Source organism: Streptomyces sp. R41 (genome assembly GCF_041053055.1).
GTDB lineage: Bacteria > Actinomycetota > Actinomycetes > Streptomycetales > Streptomycetaceae > Streptomyces.
Genome location: NZ_CP163443.1, coordinates 8,172,175 through 8,190,953 on the forward strand (window position 1 = coordinate 8,172,175; position 18,779 = coordinate 8,190,953).

The window sequence follows — 18,779 nt, forward strand, 5'->3', positions numbered from 1 at the left end:
CGGGCAGCGGAGCTCAGGCCAGCAGGTCGATCGCGTCGATCGACGTGCCCGCGCTGAGGTAGCTCGTCGTCCCCGAGCCGCTCACCACATCGATCTTCAGCACGTTGTACTGGCCGGCATCCGTGAGCCACGCACTGGCCGGAACGCTGTACGTGAACGTGTAGTTGTTGCCCCGGTACGAGCCGACCGTCAGTGACCGGGTGCCCGGCTGCGTGGGCGGCGAGGGGATCGAGGACACCCAGCTGTTGACCGTGACCTGCGGCCGGCCGTTCGCGTACGCCGTCGTCACCCCGATGCGGAGGGTGTGCGCGGCGGCGGCCTGGGCGGCCGTCAGCTTGAAGTACACGAGCAGCCCGCTGTTCACGTCCTTCCAGATGTACGCGGGGAAGGACGCGGTCTCGCTGCCGCTGCCGATCACCACGTTCCCCGTCCAGGACGAGGCCCGTACGTCGGACGGATGCGCGTACGTCATCAGCGTCGCGTTCTTGAAGCCGCTCGGCGTGCCGGTCCAGTCGCCGATCCGCCAGATGGCGCTCGCGTTGCCCGGGTCGTTCGAGGACGGGATCGCGATCGTGTTGAGGGTGGTCGTGGCGCCCGCCGTGACCGTCACCGGGGTCGTGTGGACGGCGAGTTCGTCCTTGAAGACGGTGAGGGTGTACGTCCCCGGCAGCACACCGGCGATCGAGAAGTAGCCGTCCGACGACCGTGCCGAACCCCAGTACTGCGCGGCCGAGTTGGCGAGCCCGACCGTGTACGCGTACGCCGTGTTCCGGCCGGTGATGCCGACGCCCGCGACCCGGCCCCGGCCGCTCGCCGCGACGTACCCGGAGATGCCGAGCGAGTCCGCCCACGAGGTGGTCAGGGTGCCCGGGAACAGTGAGGAGGAGGGCGCGCCGCCGTCCGTGAAGGCGATGACGTACGGGCCCTGGAGGCCGAAGCGCTGGGCCTCGGTCTGGTTCTCGCCGTAGTAGAGGATCTCGTACAGGCCGCCGCCGTCGGCGCTCTGGTGGCGCAGCAGGGACCGGTAGAACGGGCCGCCGGAGGTCTTCTCGTGGTTGCTGCGCACGATCCACAGGCCGACGCTGCCGGTGCTCCAGCCGATGTAGTCGTAGTCGATGACGCGGAGCTTCGAGTAGTGCTTCGAGCGGGTCTGGCCGTCGGACTTCGCGAACACGTCCGAGGCCTCGATGGTGGTGGGCGCGTACGTGTAGGAGTCGGGTTCGTCGTTGAGGAACAAACCCGCCTTGACGCGCACGATGTAGCGGGTCGCGGATACCGACGTATCGGCCTTGTTGGTCCACAGGTAGACGTTGTTCTCGCCGCTGCGGGCCGCGTAGTAGTGCTTGAGCGTGCCGTACGCGACGGAGATCAGGATCGTCGAACCGGACTGCGCGATCGTCACGGTGGAGGTGCCGAGACCCGACTCGACGTGCGAGTTCTTGCCGCCGTAGCCCTGGTACTCCGTGCCGCGGTGGACGAGCGAGGTCAGGTCGCCGTTGGTCTTGCTGACCTTGAAGACCAGGTTCGCGCCGGTGTCGACGACATAGTTCGAGCCGTCGTCGCTCCAGCCGAAGCTCGCGGCGGAAGCGGACGAGGCGAGGGGGCCGGCGAGGGCCGCCGAGCCGGCGGCGGCCGCGCTGCCGAGCACGAAGGTACGGCGTCGGACCGGTCTGTTCACGGATCCGGACATGGGGGTGCCTCCTTCGGAGAGGTGGGGGTGCGGGTGTTTGGCAGAGTGACAGTTGAATCGAGTTCGCGAAAGGGCTTTCGTTCGTCGGGAGTTGACAGTCATATGAAATCGATCCGCACTCTAGAAAGCGCTTGCCCGGAGCGGTACGGTCCAGCGGCCAGGTCTTGTCGTCCTGTTGGAGGAGCCGCAATGAGACGTTTCACGATCACCGCCGCTGTGGCGGTGATGGCTGCCGCCACCGCCCTGTCGGCCACGCCGGCGCAGGCGCATGGCGGGCAGCACGCCCTGGGCCTGGAGAACTGCACGGCGACCGCCTGCCACTTCGGCGTCGCGCCCGGCACGTACGACGTCCGTGTCGTCCTCGGCGGGGACACCGCGGCCAGTACCGCCGTCAGCGGTGAGACCCGCCGCTCCCTGCTCCCCGAGACCGCCACCGAGGCAGGCAGGACCGTGGCCCGCAGCTTCACCGTGAACGTCCGCACCCCCGAGGGCGAGCCGACAGGCCCCGAGGGCACCCCCGGCCTGGACCTCGTCATCGGCGGCTCGGCCCCCGCGCTCGCCGACATCCGGGTGACCCCCGCCCGCCCCCGCACCCGCCAGATCTTCCTGGTCGGCGACTCGACGGTGTGCGACCAGCCCGGCGACCCCTACTCGGGTTGGGGCCAGCAGCTGCCGCAGTACCTCCGCAAGGGACTCTCGGTCGCCAACTACGCGGATTCCGGCGAGAGCACGGTCACCTACCTCGCCACCCCGGCGCTCTTCCCGACCGTCCAGCCGCTCATCCGTGAGCACGACCTGGTGCTCATCCAGCTCGCCCACAACGACAAGACGACCGACGAGGCGACGTACCGCGCCAATCTCGAAACGCTCGTCGCGGGCGTCCGCGCTCAGGGCGGCGAACCGGTCCTCGTCACCCCCATCGTGCGCCGCTGGTTCAACGCGGACGGCACCCTGAACAACAACACCGCGCTGCTGGTGAACGGCCTGGGCGTCGACCATCCCGCCGTCATCCGCTCGGTCGCCGCCGCCGAGAACGTCCCGCTGATCGACCTCACGGTCAAGACCAAGGCCCTCGTCGAATCCCTGGGCGTCGAGGGTTCCAAGGCGATCTACCTCTACAACGAGAAGCGGGACAACACCCACACCTCGGTGCACGGCGCGACGGTGTACGCGGGTCTGGTCCGGGACGAACTCGTCGCCCAACACCTGGTGCCGGACGGCCTGGTGAGGGTGGGATGAACTCCTGGGGCGTCCCGACCGGAACCGGGGCGCCCCAGGTACTGGCACTTTCGCATCTCCCGACCGAGACAGGACCTGATCGATGCCACCCGAGGACCGCACCCTCAGCCCGTACACCGGATACACCCGCGCCCACTGGGAGGCGGTCGCCGACTCCCTGCTCGCCGCCGTCGCGCCGTACGCGACCGAGGACGGCGCGCTCTACCACCTCCCCGGCACGCACACGAGCTGGTCCGGCAGGCTCTCCGACGGCCTGGAGGGCTACGCGCGCACGCTCCTCCTCGCGGCCTTCCGCCGCGACGAGAAGGTCCTGGAGCGGTACGCGGACGGCCTCGCCGCCGGAACCGCGGGCGTCTGGCCCCGCGTGGAGCACCGCACCCAGCCGCTCGTCGAGGCCGCGTCGATCGCCCTCGCGCTGCGCGTGACCCGGCCGCTGCTGTGGGACCGCCTCGACGACGGCGTACGGCAGCGGGCCGCGGCCTGGCTCGGCGACGCCCTGACGGCCGAAGCCTGGCCGTGCAACTGGGAGTTGTTCCCGGTGACGGTCGGCGGCTTCCTCCAGGAGATCGGTCACGAGCCCGAGGCCTCGCGCGCCGCCATCGACCGCGGCCTGGAGCGCATCGAGCGGTGGTACGTCGGCGACGGCTGGTACACCGACGGCGACGGCCGCAAGTTCGACTACTACAACGGCTGGGCGATGCACCTGTACCCGGTGCTGCACGCATGGCTGGCGGGCGACGCCGACCTGTTGGAGCTGTACGGGGGCCGCTTGGAAGCCCACCTGGCCGACTACGCCCGCCTGTTCGGCGGCGACGGCGCGCCGATGCTCCAGGGCCGCTCCCTGACCTACCGCTTCGCGACCACCGCACCGCTCTGGCTCGGCGCCCTCACCGGCCGTACGCCCCTCTCCCCGGGCGAGACCCGACGCCTGTCCTCGGGCGCCCTGCGTTACTTCCTCGACCGGGGAGCGGTGGACGAGCGCGGGCTGCTCACCCTCGGCTGGCACGGCCCCGACGAGGCGCTCCTGCAGGACTATTCGGGCCCGGCCTCCCCGTACTGGGCGAGCAAGGCCTTCCTCGGCCTGCTCCTGCCATCGGACCATGAGGCCTGGACGGCGCGCGAGGAGCCCGGCCCGACGGACCGCGCCGACGCCGTCACCCCCGTCGGCCCGCCCAACTGGCTTCTTCAGTCGACCAGTTCGGACGGCCTGGTCCGCCTCCACAACCACGGCAGCGAGGACGTCCGCTACGACCCGTACTACACACGGCTCGCGTACTCGACGACGACAGAGCCTTCGCCGCTGTCGTCGCCCTCGTACGACAACAGCGTGATCGTCGGCGGCGACGCGAGCCGAAGCGACATCGAGCCGCTGGGGGTGGGCGACGGCTGGGCGGCGTCCCGCCACACGGTGACGGCGGGCATCCGGGTCACCAGCCTCGTCGTCGTCCGAGGCGCGGTGGAGGTGCGGGCCCATCTGGTGGCGGGAGCGGCCGCCGGCACTCCGGTGCGCGTCACGGGGTGGGCGCCCGGAGACGGCGTACGATCCGAACTCCACCCCGTACACGGCCTGTCGGACTCCACCGGCGTCACCGAAGAGCAACCCACGCTCTTCGTCACCCTCGCCCGCCTCACCGCCGACCCGGATCCCCTGCCCCTCACGGAGCTGGTGTCCGTAAAGGTCGAGGGGGCCTACGAGGTCGCCGTGAGCTGGGCCTCGGGGGAGTCGGCGCGCTTCCGCTTCAGTACGTCAGGCGCGCGATCCGCAGAGTCGTCGTGGTCGGTGACGCCCCTGCGAGGGCGCTCGTGTAGGACGGTGTGACAGGAGCGTAGGCCCAGGTCAGAGAGCCGTCGGAGAGGGCGGCCACATCACCCGAGATCCGGGCCTGGACGACCTTGTCCGCGCTCTGGAACTTGCCGTTCCAGTCGATGTGACGCAGGTGGGTGCCGGTGAAGGTTCCCGTGCAGGTGCCGGCCGCGCACTTGGCGTTCTTCAGGGACTCCCAGGAGACGAGCAGGCGGTCCTTGCCGTACGGGGCGACGTGGACGTTGACGTGTTCGGTCCCGGGGGCATTGGTGAGGTAGACCGGCTTGCCCGAGGGTGTGTTGCGGTTCTTGAGGAAGGCGACGGCCACCTGGTGGGTGCTCGTCCTCGGCTTCACGGTCCAGCCCCGGCCGCTCGCGTCGTCGGGGTTCTTCGCGGCGGAGGCGGCGCCGCGGGAGCCGAAGGCGGTGGCGTAGCGGCCGGTCGAGGACTTCACCAGGTCGCCGGTCCGGCCCGCGAACGTGCCGCCGCAGTAGCCCGCCCAGCACTGCTCGCGCTGCACGACCGGCGCGGTGTCCGGCGCGCCGATGCCCGTCGAGACGAACAGGCCCGAGCGCCAGTCGTCGAAGCAGAGCGAGGTGAAGGCGCCGGACGTCTCCGCGTGCAGCGCGATGCCCTCGTTGTGGCTGCAGCCCCAGCTCCAACCACCGCTGAGCTTCGCCCCCTTGGCGCTGAGGTACGACAGCTTGTCGCCGTAGTGACCGTCGGCGAAGCCTCCCGCGCCGTGCACGACGAAGTACGTCCCGTACTTCGTTCCGTTCCAGGTGAGCTGGCCGTCGAGGAGCGGCGCCGTGTCGTGCGAGGCGGTGCCCGTGAGCTTCGTACGGAAGACCTGCTTGCCGTTCTGGTAGCGGACCAGCGCCGCCGCCGTCTCCTTCCACTTGTTCGTGTCGGAGACGCGGGTCAGCAGCGCGAAGCCGTCGTTGTGCGCGACGAGTCCGCCGACCTCCTTGGAGCCCTTGACCACCGTGTCGGCCGCCGACCGCTTGCCCGCCGCGGTGAGCGGCGTGACATGGATGCCGTCGGAGGCGGGCCAGGCCACTCGCAGGGTGCCGTTGGGCGCCACGGCGGTCGTCGTGCGGGTCCACTCGCGCGAGTTGTTGTAACCCGGGGACAGGTAGGGGAACTTCGCGGCGAGCGTCACCGTGGTGTTCGTGACGGCGAGCGTGCCGGTCGCCGCCTTGGCGGTCACCGAGGTCTTCGCTCCCGATGCCTGCGAGGCGGAGGTGGAGGCGGAAGCGGATGCGGCAGTCGTGCCGCTTGCCGTGCCGTTCGCCGAGGCGGAAGCGGATGCGGTGGTCTCGGCGGACGTGCCGGCGGACGCCGCGGCCGAGGCGCCGCCCCCGCCACCCGCGCCGTTCGTCGTCGCGGTCGCGTACCACGCTCCGGCCAGCAGGGCCGTGGCGGCGAGTGAGCCCACGACCGGCTTACGGGCGATACGGCGACGGCGGTGCTTCGTGGTGCGTCTTGCGTTGGTCATGCCGGGTAGTCGCCGCCGACGGGCGGAAGGTTGCCCCGGCCCCTCCGAGGGATGCGGCTGATGTGGCGGCTATGGTTCGGCGGGCGCCGAAGTGTTCCGCGTCTAGCGTTCCGGTATGACCGATTCCCCCAAGGAAACACCGGCCGAGGCCGTCGTCGCCATGGTCGATCACGTCCTCGACCTGGCGGCCACCTGGACCGCCTGGGACGGAAAGCCCGCCCACGTCGACGACCGCGTCTACACCCCGCACAAGGCGATCCGCCGGGTCGCCGATCATCTCGTCGACCACCTGGCCGAGCTGGAGGCCCGGCTCGTGGGCGAGGAGCCGCAGCCCGACCGCTGGCACGCCTCGGCGAGCACCACGGAGGCGGACCTCGCGCCGTTCACGCGGGAGGACCTCGACGAGGCGCGCAGCCGGCTCACCCGGCTCGCCCGGATCTGGGCGAACCGGCTCGGTGCGCTGACCGAGGAGCAGCTCGACGACTCTCCGGGTGACGGCTGGACGTTCCGCGAGCTCGCCACGCACCTCAAGGGATCGACGTATTACGCCGATGCCGTCGGGAGGCAGGCATGACCCCCTTCTCCGCACTTCACTACGCCGGCACACCCCTGCTCCTGCCCAACGCCTGGGACCATGCCTCGGCGGCGGCCCTCGCCGCCCAGAGCTTCGAGGCGATCGGCACCACCAGCCTCGGCGTCGCCGCTGCCGCCGGGCTGCCGGACGGTACGGCCGTGACCAGGGACTTGACGCTGCGACTCGCCCGACAGCTCGGTGCGGGCCCGTTCCTCCTGTCGGTCGACGCCGAGGACGGGTTCGGCCAAGATCCGGACGAAGTCGCCGAGTTGGCGCGTGACCTGGCCGAAGCCGGGGCGGTCGGCATCAACCTGGAGGACGGCCTCGGGCCCGTCGCGCTGCACGCGGCGAAGATCGCCGCGGTCAAGGCCGCCGTGCCGGACCTCTTCGTGAACGCCCGCACCGACACCTACTGGCTCGGCGACGGCAGCCATGCCGAGACGTGCCGTCGGCTCGACGCCTATCAACAGGCGGGCGCCGACGGGGTGTTCGTCCCCGGCCTCAGCGATGCTGTGCGGATCGCCACCCTGGTGAAGACCCTCGACGTTCCGCTCAACATCCTCTACTCACCCGTGGGTCCCACCGTCGCCCAACTCGGCGACCTCGGCGTACGCAGGGTCAGCCTCGGCTCCCTGCTGTACCGGCGGGCACTGGGCGCGGCCGTGGACACGGCCGTGGATATCCGGGCGGGACGGCCGCCGCGAGGCGTCACGCCGACGTACGCCGAGGTGCAGGCGCTCAGCTCAGAGGGCTCCAACCTCTAGCACCGCCGGCACCACCAGATGCACGACGCCGCCGTGACCCAGCTGCGGGCAGACGGCTTCGGCGTCCGCGACGAGGACGTGGCCCGCCTCTCACGATTCCTGCGGTATCACGGCAACATGCTGGGCCGCCGCTCCTTCCAGCTGCCGGAACTGCCCGGCGGCATATGGCTACTGTGCGCGGCCCAGAAGCGGTTGACGTGGGACAAGTGAGCGTTCCTGCAGTCGGGCGGACTAGGCACTGCCTCCCGGGGCGATCAGCCCCGTCTCGTAGGCGAAGACGACGGCCTGGACGCGGTCGCGCAGGTCCAGCTTCGACAGGATGCGGCCGATGTGGGTCTTGACCGTGGTTGGGCTGAGGAACAGCCGGTCGGCGAGTTCGGCGTTGCTGAGGCCCGTCGCGAGCAGGCGGAGCACTTCGAGCTCGCGCGGGGTCAGGCCGGACAGGTCGCGGTGCGGGGTGGTGATCTGCGGCTCGTCGCGGTGGGCGAAGCGTTCGATCAGCCGACGGGTGATCGTGGGCGCGAGCAGGGCGTCGCCGGACTGCACCAGGCGTACAGCGGCCACCAGATGCTCGGGGGTGACGTCCTTGAGCAGGAAGCCGCTGGCGCCGGCGGTGAGCGCGGCGTAGACGTAGTGGTCGAGGTCGTAGGTGGTCAGGATGATGACCCGGGGGGCGTCCGTGCCGCCGTCGGCGAGGATGTGCCCGGTCGCTTCGATGCCGTCCATCTGCGGCATCCGGATGTCCATGAGCACGACGTCGGGCCGTGTGCGGCGGACCGCGGCGACCGCCTCGGCCCCGTCGGCCGCCTCGGCCGTCACCTCGATCCCGTCGGCGGCGAGGATCATCCCGAAGCCCGTACGCACCAGGGCCTGATCGTCGGCGATGACCGCCCGCAGGGGCGGCCGGCTCATACGGTCCGCCAGGGGACTCGCGCCTTGATCCGGTAGCCTCCGGCGAGGGTCGGCCCGGACGTCAGTTCGCCCTTGTAGACCGCCAGCCGCTCGCGCAGTCCGATGAGGCCGCGGCCATTGCCGTCCGTCGGCACGGCGTCCCGCACACCGCCGGTGTCGGTGACCTCGATTTCGAGACAGTCCTCGGTGTAGCCGATCATGACGTCGGCGTCGGCGCCGGGCGCGTGCTTGATGGTGTTGGTCAGCGCCTCCTGGACGACGCGGTACGCCGCGAGGTCCACCCCGGGCGGCAGCGGGTCCGGCGGCAGCGTCACCGCGACGCGCACCGGCGTGCCGGCGGCCCGCACCCGCTCGACCAGGGCGCCGAGCTGTCCGAGGCCCGGCTGGGGTTCGAAGCCGTCGGGGCGCTCATGGTGGGGAGCGGCGAGCAGGCCCATCACATGCCGCAGTTCGGCCATGGCGGCCCTGCCCCCCGCCTCGACCGCGAGCAGCGCCGTCTTGGACCGCTCGGGCGCCGCGTCCATCACCTTGCGCGCCGCACCCGCCTGGATCACCATCACGCTCACATTGTGGGTCACCACGTCATGCAGCTCGGCGGCGATCCTGGAACGCTCTTCCGCAACGGCCCGCCGCATGGCCTCCTGCTGTGCCTGCTGCAGCTCCGTGTAGCGGTCGCGGCTGGCCGTCAGCTGCCGCTGCCAGAACCGGACCAGCCCGGCCAGTGAGCCGGCGATGAGCAGCACGACGGCCGGACTCGACCAGCCCGGCAGGATCGGTTCCGTGTTCTTGAACGCGAGGCCGGCCAGCACGGCGGCGAGGACCATGCCGGCCATGGCCCGCGTCCGGTGGCGGCTGTACATGACGGCGCTGTAGGCGCCGAGGACGCAGGTCACCACGTTCATCCAGCTGGCGTCGTCGACCATGACCAGCGTCGCGCCCATCACCACCGCGAACGCGGTCAGCGGATACCGGCGCCGGTACGCGAGCGGCAGCGCCGCCAGCACGACGAGCGGCCAGATCATCGACGAGCGCTCTTCCCCGTGGAGCACGGCCTCCCCGGGAGGCACCGGCACCGGGGGCGGATACGGCGCGTCCCGTTCGTACTGGAACAGCCCGCCGTCGGGGTAACGCGCCGCCACGACCAGCGCGATGACCGTCAGCAGCACCGCCAGCAGCACATCGGCGCGCACCGCCCGCCGCGACAGCGGTGCGGGCTTCGCGTCCGGGCGCAGCACGTCGCGCAGCTGCCGGCGCCAGCCGCGCCGGACCTCCGTCTCCATCAGCACATTGTGCGGCCCTTCCGCACCGCCCCGCGTCCGCCTGCGCGACCACGGAAGCTGTCCCGCAGGCGTACGCCGCAGGGATGACCCCGCGGCCGCATCATCCGCGGGAACGGCCGGATGTCGGTGCCGCGGCCGACGCGCCGCAGAACCGCCCGACCCTACGTTCGCCGAGCCGGCACAGGCATGAGCCCTCGCGAACCCCAAGGACGGGACAACTCCCATGACCCACGTGATCGAACTGGCAGGTGTGGCCAAGCGGTACGACAGCGCCGGCGCACCTGCGCTCGGACCGATCGACCTGAGCGTCGCCAAGGGCGAGGCCCTGGCCGTGACGGGCCCCTCCGGCAGCGGAAAGTCGACGTTGCTGAACCTCGTCGCCGGTCTGGACAAGCCGACCGAGGGCTCGGTGACCGTGGCCGGCCGGCAGGTCGACCAGCTGAGCGAGCACGGGCTGGCCCGGTTCCGCCGCGAGCAGATCGGCATCGTCTTCCAGTTCTTCAATCTGCTCGACGACCTCACCGTCGCCGACAACATCCAGCTCCCCGCCCAACTCACCGGGTCCTCGCGGAAGAAGGCCGCGGCCCGCGCCACCGAGCTGATGGAGGTGCTGGGCATCAGCAAGCACGCCCTCGCCTATCCGGGCCGGCTCTCCGGCGGCGAACGCCAGCGGGTCGCGGTGGCCCGGGCGCTGGTCAACCGGCCCGCGCTGCTGCTCGCCGACGAACCGACCGGCGCACTCGACACCGCTTCGGGCCACGACGTGAGAGAGCTGCTGGTGGATCTGCACCGCGGGGGGCAGACGATCGTGCTGGTGACGCACGATCTGGCGCTGGCGGAGGCCTGCGCCAGCCGCACGATCCATCTGGTGGACGGTCATCTGGCGCTCGACACCCATGCGGAGGCTGTCCGATGAGCCGCTGGGGTACGGGCCCGCTCGGCCGGGTCGTACGCGCCGGGGTGGGTCGGCGACGGGTCCAGACGGTGGTGATCGCCATCGCCACGATGATGGCCGTGGCCTCGGCCGTCGTCGCCGGATCGCTCATGGTCGCGACGAACGCGCCCTTCGACCACGCCTTCGCCAAGCAGCACGGCGCACATCTGACCGTGCAATTCGATCCGGACAAGGTGAGCGAGGCTCAGCTCAAGGAGACCGAGCAGTTGGAGGGAGTCACCGCGAGCGGCGGCCCCTACCCGTCGACTTCCTTCCAGCCGGTGGATTCGCAGGGCGGGCATCTGCCGAGCCTGACCCTGGTCGGGCGGTCCGGACCGCACGCCGACGTGGACGACCTGGACCTCAAGTCCGGGCGGTGGGCCGAGAAGCCCGGCGAGATCGTGCTCTCCGCGTCGTTCACCGGCCCCTTCCTCGAGGTCGGCTCCACCCTGAAGACGTCGGACGCCGCCGATGGGCCGACTCTGACGGTCGTGGGCTTCGCCACCTCGGTGGCCCGGACCGCCGACGCGTGGGCGACGCCCGGGCAGGTCAGATCGCTCGCCTCGAAGGACAGCCCGGTCATGAGCCAGATGCTCTACCGGTTCGCCTCCGCCGGCTCGAAGGGGCAGATCGCCGCCAACCGTAAGGCGCTCGCCGCCGCCGTGCCGTCCGGGGCGCTGGTGGGCGCCCAGTCGTATCTGGACACCAAGCGGGCCGCCGACTCGGGTGCGCGGGCCACCATTCCGTTCCTCCTCGCCTTCGGCGTGCTGGGCATCATGATGTCGGTGATCATCATCGGCAGCGTGGTGAGCGGTTCGGTCGGCACCAGCCTGCGCCGGATAGGCATCCTCAAGGCCATCGGCTTCACCCCGCGCGAGGTCGTACGCGCCTATGTGGCACAGGCGTTGATCCCGGCCGGTGCGGGCATTGTGCTCGGGGTCGTGCTGGGCAATCTGCTCGCCGTACCGCTGTTGGAGGACACCGAGCAGGTGTACGGCACGGCCTCGCTGACCGTGGCGTGGTGGGTGGATGTCGTGGTGCCGCTCGTGGCGCTGCTGATCGTCGGGATGGCGGCTCTGCTCCCCGCGTTGCGGGCGGGGCGGCTGCATACGGTCGAGGCCATCGCGGTCGGCCGGGCGCCGCGGACAGGGCGCGGTCAGTGGGCGCACCGGGCGGCGGGCCGGCTGCCGCTGCCGCGGGCGATGACGTACGGACTGGCAAGTCCCTTCGCGCATCCGGTCCGTACGATCGCGCTGCTGCTGGCGGTCGCCTTCGGCACAGTCGCGGCGACCTTCGCGGTGGGGCTGACGCAGTCCCTGAACGCGGTCGGTGCGGCGTCGGACCCCGAGGAGCGCTCGGCGGTCACCGCCATCAGCGGCGTACCGGAGGGAGCGGGCGGCGGACCGGGCATCGAGAGGAAGTCCCGCGGCGGGCCGTCCTCGGGGGAGGCTCCGGAGGTGCCGTCCGCCGACCCGGAGAAGGTCAGCGCCGCCATCAAGGCGCAGTCGGGCACCGCCTCGTACTACGGGCTGAGCCGGGGGCAGGTCGCGGTGACCGGCCTCTCCGGCGCCGTGGTGGCCAGCCTCTACCAGGGCGACACGAGTGCCGGACGCTACGAGATGATCTCCGGGCGGTGGTTCACCGGCCCGGGGCAGGCCGTCGTGCCGACGGGGTTCCTGGAGCGGACAGGCACCAGGATCGGCGACACCGTGCGGGTCACGTACCAGAAGGACACGCAGACCCTGCGGATCGTCGGCGAGGCCTTCGACACCTCCGATGACGGGCTGCACCTCAACGCGGACATGGCCACCTTCGCCAAGGCCGAGCCCCAGACCTTCCAGATCGCGGTGAAGCCGGGCGTCTCGCCCGCCGAGTACGCCGAGAAGCTCACCGCGGTGGTGGAACCGCTGGGCGGCGACGTCTTCGCCAACTCGCCCTCGGAGCAGGAGAGCATGATCCTCATCCTGGATGCGATGGCGGTGTTGCTCACCCTCATGCTGGTTTCCGTGGCAGGCCTGGGCGTGCTCAACTCCGTCGTCCTCGACACCCGCGAACGTGTCCACGACCTGGGCGTCTGCAAGGCGCTCGGCATGTCTCCGCGGCAGACCTTGAGCCTCGTGCTCGCCTCGGTCGCCGGGATCGGCCTGATCGGCGGACTGGTCGGAGTGCCGCTCGGGTTCGCACTGCACGGCTATGTGCTGCCGGTGATGGGGCATGCGGCGGGCACCAATCTGCCGCCGTCCATCCTCGAGGTGTACGACACTCCGCAGCTGGTGCTGCTGGGGCTGGCCGGGATCGTGATCGCCGTGCTGGGCGCGCTGCTCCCGGCAGGCTGGGCGGCCAAGGCCCGTACGGCCACGGCGCTGCGCACCGAGTAGCGGCCGCAGGGGGAAGCAGTGCAGGGTGCCGGCGGCGAGGCCGGTGCGGGGCAGCAGCTCCGACCAGGTCTCGCCGTCGTACGCCTCCCCGGACGCCCAGCCCGCGGCGTTGCCGACGTACTACGAGGTACCGATCCACCCATTGCGGCTGCTGGCCCCCGAGTTCAGCGGTGCCTGTGGCCGGGGGCCAGCAGGCAGATCTCGTACACCTCCCCGATCACCGCCCGCTGCCGCACACGTCGTAGTGAAGGTCACTCGTGATCGTCGCCCTGTTTCCGTGACCAGTGCTCCAGGGCCACATGCAGGGCGTCCAACGCGCGCTCCCACGACGCCTGTACGTCACGGGGGGCGCCGAATCCGCCGATGGCTTCGAGGTTGCAGTAGCCGTGGAAGGTGCTGCGCAGCAGGCGTACCGCGTCGGTGAGGTCGGGCTCGGACAACCCGTACGCGCGCAGCATGCCGTAGGTGACCTCGGCGGTGCGCCGGCCCGCGTCGGACGCGGCGGCGACGGCGGGGTCGAGCTGCAGATGCGTGGCCCGGTACCGCCCCGGCCGCTCCAGCGCGTACTCCCGGTAGGCGCCCGCGAAGGCGACGAGCGCGTCCTTGCCCGCGCGCCCGGCCACCGCGGCGGCGATCCGGTCGATCATCTCGCCGGCCGCGAGGAGCGCGATCCGCTCGCGCAGCTCCCGCACGCTCTTGACGTGCGAGTACATGCTCGCGTCCTTCACCCCGAACTGCCGCGCCAGCGCGGACACGGTGACGTTCTCGAAGCCGACCTCGTCCGCGAGATCGGCCGCTGCCTCCACGACACGGTCGGTCGTGAGCCCGGCACGGGCCATGTGTCACCACCTGTCGCTCGGCTGAACCTAGGATATCTAGGTCACAACCTAATACGCACAGGTTTACGGAGGTGGGAGGAACTCCTCCACCGCCACGCAGAACTCCTCCGGGCGCACGGCGTGGACGCGGTGACCCGCGGGGATCGTGACGAGCCGCCCCTTCGGGAAGCGAGCCGCCATCTTCGCCATCTCGTCCTGGGGCAGATGACTTTCGGGGCCGCCCGCGATCACCAGAACCGGGGCCTGGACGGTCCTCTCCTCGTCCTGCCACGCCGGGTCCGGAGCGTTCAGCTGCCGCACGATCGCGGGGCGGGCCGCCCAGTCGAACCCGAGCGGCCCCGAAGGGCGCCGCGGGGTCGGGAGGCCGAGCGGGACCGGCGGCGGAGTCTCCTCCAGGACCATCCGCGCGACCCGGCCCGGCTGCCGGACCGCCGGCAGGTACGCGACCACGCCGCCCAGTGAGTGACCGATGAACGTCGCGTTGTCCAGGGCGAGTTCATCGACGAGCGCGAGTACGTCGTCCCGCATCATACGTCCGAGGCCAGCCCGTGCAGCAGCAAGAGGGGCGGGGCCTCGGGGTCCCCCGACTCCCGTTAAGCGAGCCGTACTTGGTCAGCCACGCGTGGCGAACTCGACGAAGTCCGTCCAGGCGGTGGGGGAGAGGGTGAGCTGGGGGCCGCGGGTGTTCTTGGAGTCGCGGATGTGGATGGTGGTGGGGCAGGTGGCGACCTCGACGCAGTCGCCGTCGCTGCCGCTGCTGTAGGTCGACTTGCGCCAGGCTAGGGCCACTTCGATGCAGTCGTCGCCGTCGCTGCCGCTGTAGCTGCTCTTGAACCAGGCCAGCTCTGTGGTGCTCATAGCGCTCCTCGCATCCGCTTCAGCAGGCTCCGGGAATCGTCCGGCGGGAGAGCCTGTGAGCGCAGTTTCGCATAGCGCGCGTGGAGCACACTGATCGATTTCGGGTCAGCGATGAACTGGCCGCTGCGCTGCCCCTCGCTGTAACCGAACCATTCGTTCTCCGGAGTCTCCAGCAGCCGGATGGGGCCGTCGAGGCCGGCATGGGCTTGGAGCGTCATCGGCAACAACTGCAGTTCCACGTTGCGTTGTTCGGTGACCTCCAGGATGGAGTCGATCAACCCGCGCGTGACCTCTGTGCCGCCGGTGCCCCGCGTGAGGATGTACTCCTCGACGATGAAGCTGAACGCCGTGTTGGGCCGCTCCCTGAGGAGAGACTGCCGCTCCAAGCGAGCCGCGATCTGGGCTTCGATCTGCGAGTCCGTGAGCACAGGCACCCGGTCCCGGAAAAGAGTGCGTGCGTACCCCTCCGTCTGCAACAACCCCGGCACCAGCCGGTTCTCGTACGTGTAGAGGCTGATCGCCTGCTCCTCCAGTTCCGCCCACGGACGGAACCAGGACGCCAGGCCCTTTTCCCGCCCCGCGTGCTTGTAGACCCCCTTCAGTACACCGAACGCGTCCAGGACCTCTTCCGCGCGATCGACGAAACGGCGATGCGGGAAGCGCCGCCCCTGCTCGATCGACGCGACCGTGGACGGCTGGTACTGCACGAGCGGCGCGTACTCCTCCTGTGTGTAGCCCGCCCGCTTGCGGAAGGCCTTGTGTACGGCCCCGAACGCCTTGAGGGTGTCGGGCGGTTCGTTCTCGGTCGCGTTGTCGATGCTGATGGTGCTGTCGGTCATGCCGGGAACCCCCGAGCTTCTTGGTGCCAACCCCGCCGAGTCACCAAGGGTCACGCACGGTGACGCACACTGTCCAGTCCGTGAACTCGTACACCGCGCTTTGTACGAGTGGCGGAGCTGGTCGACCCCCGCGCCCCGCGGGACTGTTGCCGCATGCAAGGAGACACCCAAGCCCAAGTCCCGCTCACCGTACGCGCGTTCACCCAGCTCTACAGCTCCACCCCGCGAGGGGCCCGGCTCGCGCGGCGGCTCGTCGCGAACCGGATGGACGTATGGGGGTTCCCGTACGGCAGCGAGGTGAGCGAGAGCGTGACCCTTGTCGTCGCCGAGCTCGCCGCGAACGCCGTGCGGCACGGGCGGGTGCGCGGGCGCGGCTTCCGTGTACGGCTGGTGCTGGGCGACGGCGTCGTACGCGTGGAGGTGGCCGACGGGCGGACGGACCGGCTGCCCGTTCTCCAGGAGCCGTCGGACGGCGACGGCGGGCGCGGGCTGCTGCTCGTCGCGGCGCTCGCCGAGCGGTGGGGAGTGGACCCCCGGCCGGGCGGCGCGTACAAGGTCGTCTGGGCGGAAGTCCGGACGCAACGGACCGGCGGGTGACCAACTTGGTTGCGGGCTGGACCAGTTGACCCGCGCGGGTCGCTCGGTGATCACGCGCCGGCCGTTCACCGTTCATGTTTCGCATCGAATCTCCTCATGACACGCGTCCCACGGGGTGGCGCGCGACTCAGGAGGCGGTCATGGGGCACACGCACGGACACGAGCACGGGCATCACCACCACCATCACCACCACGAGGAGTCCAGCGGCGCCCCGCTTCCCGCCGCTTTCGACACCTCCGTGCCCGACGAGGCGCTCACCCCCGACCAGCAGTCGCGCCGCTCGCTGCTGCGCCGCGCCGGACTGCTCGGCGCGGGACTCGCCGCCGGAAGCGTTCTCGCTCAGGGGGCCGCCACCCCCGCGTACGCCTCCACGGACAGCCGGAGGAAGGACGGCTTCCTGTGGCTGGCCGGTGACCACCACATCCACACGCAGTACAGCAGCGACGGCAAGTACCGCGTCGGCGACCAGGTCCGCCAGGGCGCTCGTCACGGCCTGGACTGGATGGTCATCACCGACCACGGCAGCGAGACGCACGCCAAGATCGGTGTGGAGAAGGTCAACCCGGACATCCAGGAGGCCCGGGACGCGTACGAGGACACGCTCGTCTTCCAGGGCCTCGAGTGGAACATCCCGGCCGCCGAGCACGGCACGGTCTTCGTCCACCCCGGCAAGAACGAGGTCGCGGTCCTCAAGCAGTTCGAGACCGACTACGACGGCAGCCTGAAGGGCGCCTCCGACTCGACGCCCGCCAACGAGGCGCTCGCCGTCGCGGGCCTCAACTTCCTTGCGGAGCAGGTCGAACGGCGCAAGGTCAAGGACGCCCTGATGCTCGCCAACCACCCCGCGCGGCGCGGCGTCGACTCGCCGCACGAGATCCGCGGCTGGCGCGACGCGACCGCGCCCGGCCGCCAGATCGCCATCGGCTTCGAGGGCGCCCCGGGTCACCAGGCCGCGGGTATCGCCGCGCCGCTCGGCATGGGCCGGGCCCGTGGCATCTACGACAACAGCCCGAGCGCCAACTCCTTCGCCGGGTACCCGCTGGAGAGCTACCGCACCTGGGGCGGCTTCGACTGGATGACCGCCACCGTCGGCGGCCTGTGGGACAGCCTCCTCGCCGAGGGCAAGCCCTGGTGGATCACCGCCAACTCCGACTCCCACCAGGTGTACACGGACACCGCCGTACGCGGCGGCCCGGACAGCGACTTCACCGCCAACGGCAAGCACACCGACCCGGTCTACGGCGGCAAGGTCGACCTCACGCAGGGCGACTACTGGCCCGGCCAGTACAGCCGTACGCACGTCGGCGCCGACGGATTCTCGTACGCGGCCGTGATGGACGGCATCCGCGCCGGACGCGTGTGGGTCGACCACGGAGGACTCGTCAGTGGGCTCGACGCGCGCCTCGCGGGCGGCGGCCGCTGGGCCACGCTCGGCGGCGCGCTGCACGTGAAGAAGGGCACCCGGGTCACGCTGACCGTGGACCTCGGACTGGCCGGTGGCCCCAACTGGGCTGGATTCGTCCCGAAGTTGGCGCGTGTCGACGTCATCCAGGGCGATGTGACGGGCGCGGTCTCGGACCAGGACACGTTCACCGCTCCCACCGCGAAGGTCGTGCGGTCGTACGAGGTGAACAAGTCCACCGGCACGGTGCGCCTCACCTACGACCTCGGCGCGGTCGACCGCCCGGTGTACGTCCGCCTGCGCGGCACCGACGGCAACCGCTCCGCCGTCGGCCTGATGGGCCCGGCGGTCGACCCGGCGGGCCCGGCCGTGGACGTCGTCGGCGACGCGGACCCGTGGAAGGACCTGTGGTTCTACTCCAACCCCGTGTGGGTCCTGCCGTCGTGACCGAGCGGTACGGGTTGTATGTCGTCGGAGTCGACACCGGCCTCGTGGGAGCCCTGCAGGAGGCCGACCACCTGCTGCGCGGGCTGGCTGTCGAACTCGGCGCGGCCGAGGACGTGTTGGGCTGCACGCACCACGTGCGGGACGGGGGGCGCCCGCACACGGCGCTGTCCTTCGCCGTGCCGTCGGAGCGTGCCGCCCGGGCGGCCTCGCGGCGGCTCGCGGAACGGGAGTTCGGTGTCGCCCTCGGCGCCGAGCGGCACGGTCCCGCCGACCTTGCCGCCGGCGCCGCCCGGGCCGCCGCCGAGCACGCGGCGCGCACCGGTGGCCGCGCCGTCCTCTACGCCGGGTCCGAGGCCCTCACCGGCACGGTGACCGTCGCCCGGCTGCTGGCCGTCTCCGCCGTGGACCGGGTCGCCGTACTCGGCGCACCCGACGGTCCCGAGCCGGAGCGGCGGATCGTCACGCGCGACCACGTACGCCCGGAGTGGCGCGAGGGGCAACTGGTCCTGACGGCGATGCCGGCCGCGGGCGGGACCCTGGTCCCGTTCGAGGTGCCGGAGCCCACGCCCTGCTGCGCGGATCACTGAGGACGGACGACCGGGGCAGCGGGCGGTCGAGGGCAGTCGGTCTGCCCCTCGCAGCGCGCAGAGGGCCCTGGCGGCTCGGGTTGAGCGGGCGGGCGCCGTCACTCCGGCGGGTGGACTCTGACGACCAGTGAGCCCA

17 protein-coding genes and 1 pseudogene are annotated in these 18,779 nt (G+C 71.1%); 10 read left to right on the plus strand and 8 right to left on the minus strand.

Annotated features, from left to right (window positions below; all coding sequences use genetic code 11):
* Positions 1-13 precede the first annotated feature (13 nt).
* Positions 14-1,690, minus strand: a complete 1,677-nt coding sequence (locus AB5J53_RS37175; protein ID WP_369249988.1) for a rhamnogalacturonan lyase B N-terminal domain-containing protein — start codon at positions 1,688-1,690, stop codon at positions 14-16.
* A gap of 189 nt (positions 1,691-1,879) precedes the next feature.
* Between AB5J53_RS37175 and AB5J53_RS37180 the strand changes: the two genes are divergently transcribed.
* Together AB5J53_RS37180 and AB5J53_RS37185 are read left to right on the plus strand one after the other, a co-directional pair.
* Positions 1,880-2,929 carry a rhamnogalacturonan acetylesterase gene (locus tag AB5J53_RS37180; RefSeq protein ID WP_369249989.1) on the plus strand — a complete coding sequence of 350 codons (1,050 nt, stop codon included), beginning with the start codon at positions 1,880-1,882 and terminating at the stop codon, positions 2,927-2,929.
* 82 nt (positions 2,930-3,011) lie between these two features.
* Complete coding sequence (locus AB5J53_RS37185; protein ID WP_369249990.1) at positions 3,012-4,748, plus strand: DUF2264 domain-containing protein; 1,737 nt, start codon at positions 3,012-3,014, stop codon at positions 4,746-4,748.
* Here AB5J53_RS37185 and AB5J53_RS37190 read toward each other — a convergent pair.
* Positions 4,669-6,231, minus strand: a complete 1,563-nt coding sequence (locus tag AB5J53_RS37190) for a hypothetical protein (RefSeq protein WP_369249991.1) — start codon at positions 6,229-6,231, stop codon at positions 4,669-4,671. The two genes, AB5J53_RS37185 and AB5J53_RS37190, sit on opposite strands and share 80 nt — an antisense overlap.
* A gap of 115 nt (positions 6,232-6,346) precedes the next feature.
* On the opposite strand from AB5J53_RS37190, the gene AB5J53_RS37195 reads away from it, so the two are divergent.
* The 3 genes from AB5J53_RS37195 to AB5J53_RS37205 are packed head-to-tail and all read left to right on the plus strand — an operon-like array spanning position 6,347 to position 7,779.
* The gene (locus tag AB5J53_RS37195) at positions 6,347-6,805 is read left to right on the plus strand and encodes a hypothetical protein (protein WP_369249992.1); all 459 of its coding nucleotides are present in this window, start codon (positions 6,347-6,349) and stop codon (positions 6,803-6,805) included.
* Positions 6,802-7,569, plus strand: coding sequence for an isocitrate lyase/phosphoenolpyruvate mutase family protein (locus AB5J53_RS37200; RefSeq protein WP_369249993.1), 768 nt, complete (start codon positions 6,802-6,804; stop codon positions 7,567-7,569). Before AB5J53_RS37195 ends, AB5J53_RS37200 begins: the two co-directional genes overlap by 4 nt.
* A gap of 33 nt (positions 7,570-7,602) precedes the next feature.
* On the plus strand, positions 7,603-7,779 hold the full coding sequence (locus tag AB5J53_RS37205) for a hypothetical protein (protein ID WP_369249994.1): 177 nt from the start codon (positions 7,603-7,605) through the stop codon (positions 7,777-7,779).
* A gap of 21 nt (positions 7,780-7,800) precedes the next feature.
* On the opposite strand, the gene AB5J53_RS37210 is transcribed toward AB5J53_RS37205, so the two are convergent.
* Positions 7,801-8,481 (minus strand): response regulator, encoded by a 681-nt coding sequence (locus AB5J53_RS37210; RefSeq protein WP_369249995.1) that lies wholly within the window; start codon positions 8,479-8,481, stop codon positions 7,801-7,803.
* A complete protein-coding gene (locus AB5J53_RS37215) occupies positions 8,478-9,761 on the minus strand; it encodes a sensor histidine kinase (RefSeq protein ID WP_369249996.1) in 1,284 nt (427 codons plus the stop codon). Before AB5J53_RS37215 ends, AB5J53_RS37210 begins: the two co-directional genes overlap by 4 nt.
* 223 nt (positions 9,762-9,984) lie before the next feature.
* Between AB5J53_RS37215 and AB5J53_RS37220 the strand changes: the two genes are divergently transcribed.
* The gene (locus tag AB5J53_RS37220) at positions 9,985-10,677 is read left to right on the plus strand and encodes an ABC transporter ATP-binding protein (RefSeq protein WP_369249997.1); all 693 of its coding nucleotides are present in this window, start codon (positions 9,985-9,987) and stop codon (positions 10,675-10,677) included.
* The gene (locus AB5J53_RS37225) at positions 10,674-13,073 is read left to right on the plus strand and encodes an ABC transporter permease (RefSeq protein ID WP_369249998.1); all 2,400 of its coding nucleotides are present in this window, start codon (positions 10,674-10,676) and stop codon (positions 13,071-13,073) included. Before AB5J53_RS37220 ends, AB5J53_RS37225 begins: the two co-directional genes overlap by 4 nt.
* Positions 13,074-13,324: 251 nt before the next feature.
* Here the strand turns inward: AB5J53_RS37225 and AB5J53_RS37230 are convergent, their stop codons facing one another.
* From AB5J53_RS37230 to AB5J53_RS37245, 4 genes and pseudogenes are all read right to left on the minus strand, one after another.
* Positions 13,325-13,912 carry a TetR/AcrR family transcriptional regulator gene (locus AB5J53_RS37230; RefSeq protein WP_369249999.1) on the minus strand — a complete coding sequence of 196 codons (588 nt, stop codon included), beginning with the start codon at positions 13,910-13,912 and terminating at the stop codon, positions 13,325-13,327.
* 63 nt (positions 13,913-13,975) lie between these two features.
* Positions 13,976-14,497: pseudogene (locus AB5J53_RS37235) on the minus strand (alpha/beta fold hydrolase); the annotation flags it as partial.
* A 27-nt stretch (positions 14,498-14,524) separates the two neighbouring features.
* Positions 14,525-14,770, minus strand: coding sequence for a DUF397 domain-containing protein (locus AB5J53_RS37240; RefSeq protein ID WP_369250000.1), 246 nt, complete (start codon positions 14,768-14,770; stop codon positions 14,525-14,527).
* Complete coding sequence (locus tag AB5J53_RS37245) at positions 14,767-15,609, minus strand: Scr1 family TA system antitoxin-like transcriptional regulator (protein WP_369250001.1); 843 nt, start codon at positions 15,607-15,609, stop codon at positions 14,767-14,769. Before AB5J53_RS37245 ends, AB5J53_RS37240 begins: the two co-directional genes overlap by 4 nt.
* Positions 15,610-15,762: 153 nt before the next feature.
* Between AB5J53_RS37245 and AB5J53_RS37250 the strand changes: the two genes are divergently transcribed.
* From AB5J53_RS37250 to AB5J53_RS37260, 3 genes are all read left to right on the plus strand, one after another.
* On the plus strand, positions 15,763-16,206 hold the full coding sequence (locus tag AB5J53_RS37250; RefSeq protein ID WP_369250002.1) for an ATP-binding protein: 444 nt from the start codon (positions 15,763-15,765) through the stop codon (positions 16,204-16,206).
* A gap of 140 nt (positions 16,207-16,346) precedes the next feature.
* Entirely contained in the window at positions 16,347-18,056 is a 1,710-nt protein-coding gene (locus AB5J53_RS37255) for a PHP domain-containing protein (protein ID WP_369250003.1), read from the plus strand.
* Positions 18,053-18,643, plus strand: a complete 591-nt coding sequence (locus tag AB5J53_RS37260; protein ID WP_369250004.1) for a hypothetical protein — start codon at positions 18,053-18,055, stop codon at positions 18,641-18,643. The genes AB5J53_RS37255 and AB5J53_RS37260 overlap by 4 nt, the downstream gene beginning before the upstream one ends.
* Positions 18,644-18,779 lie beyond the last annotated feature (136 nt).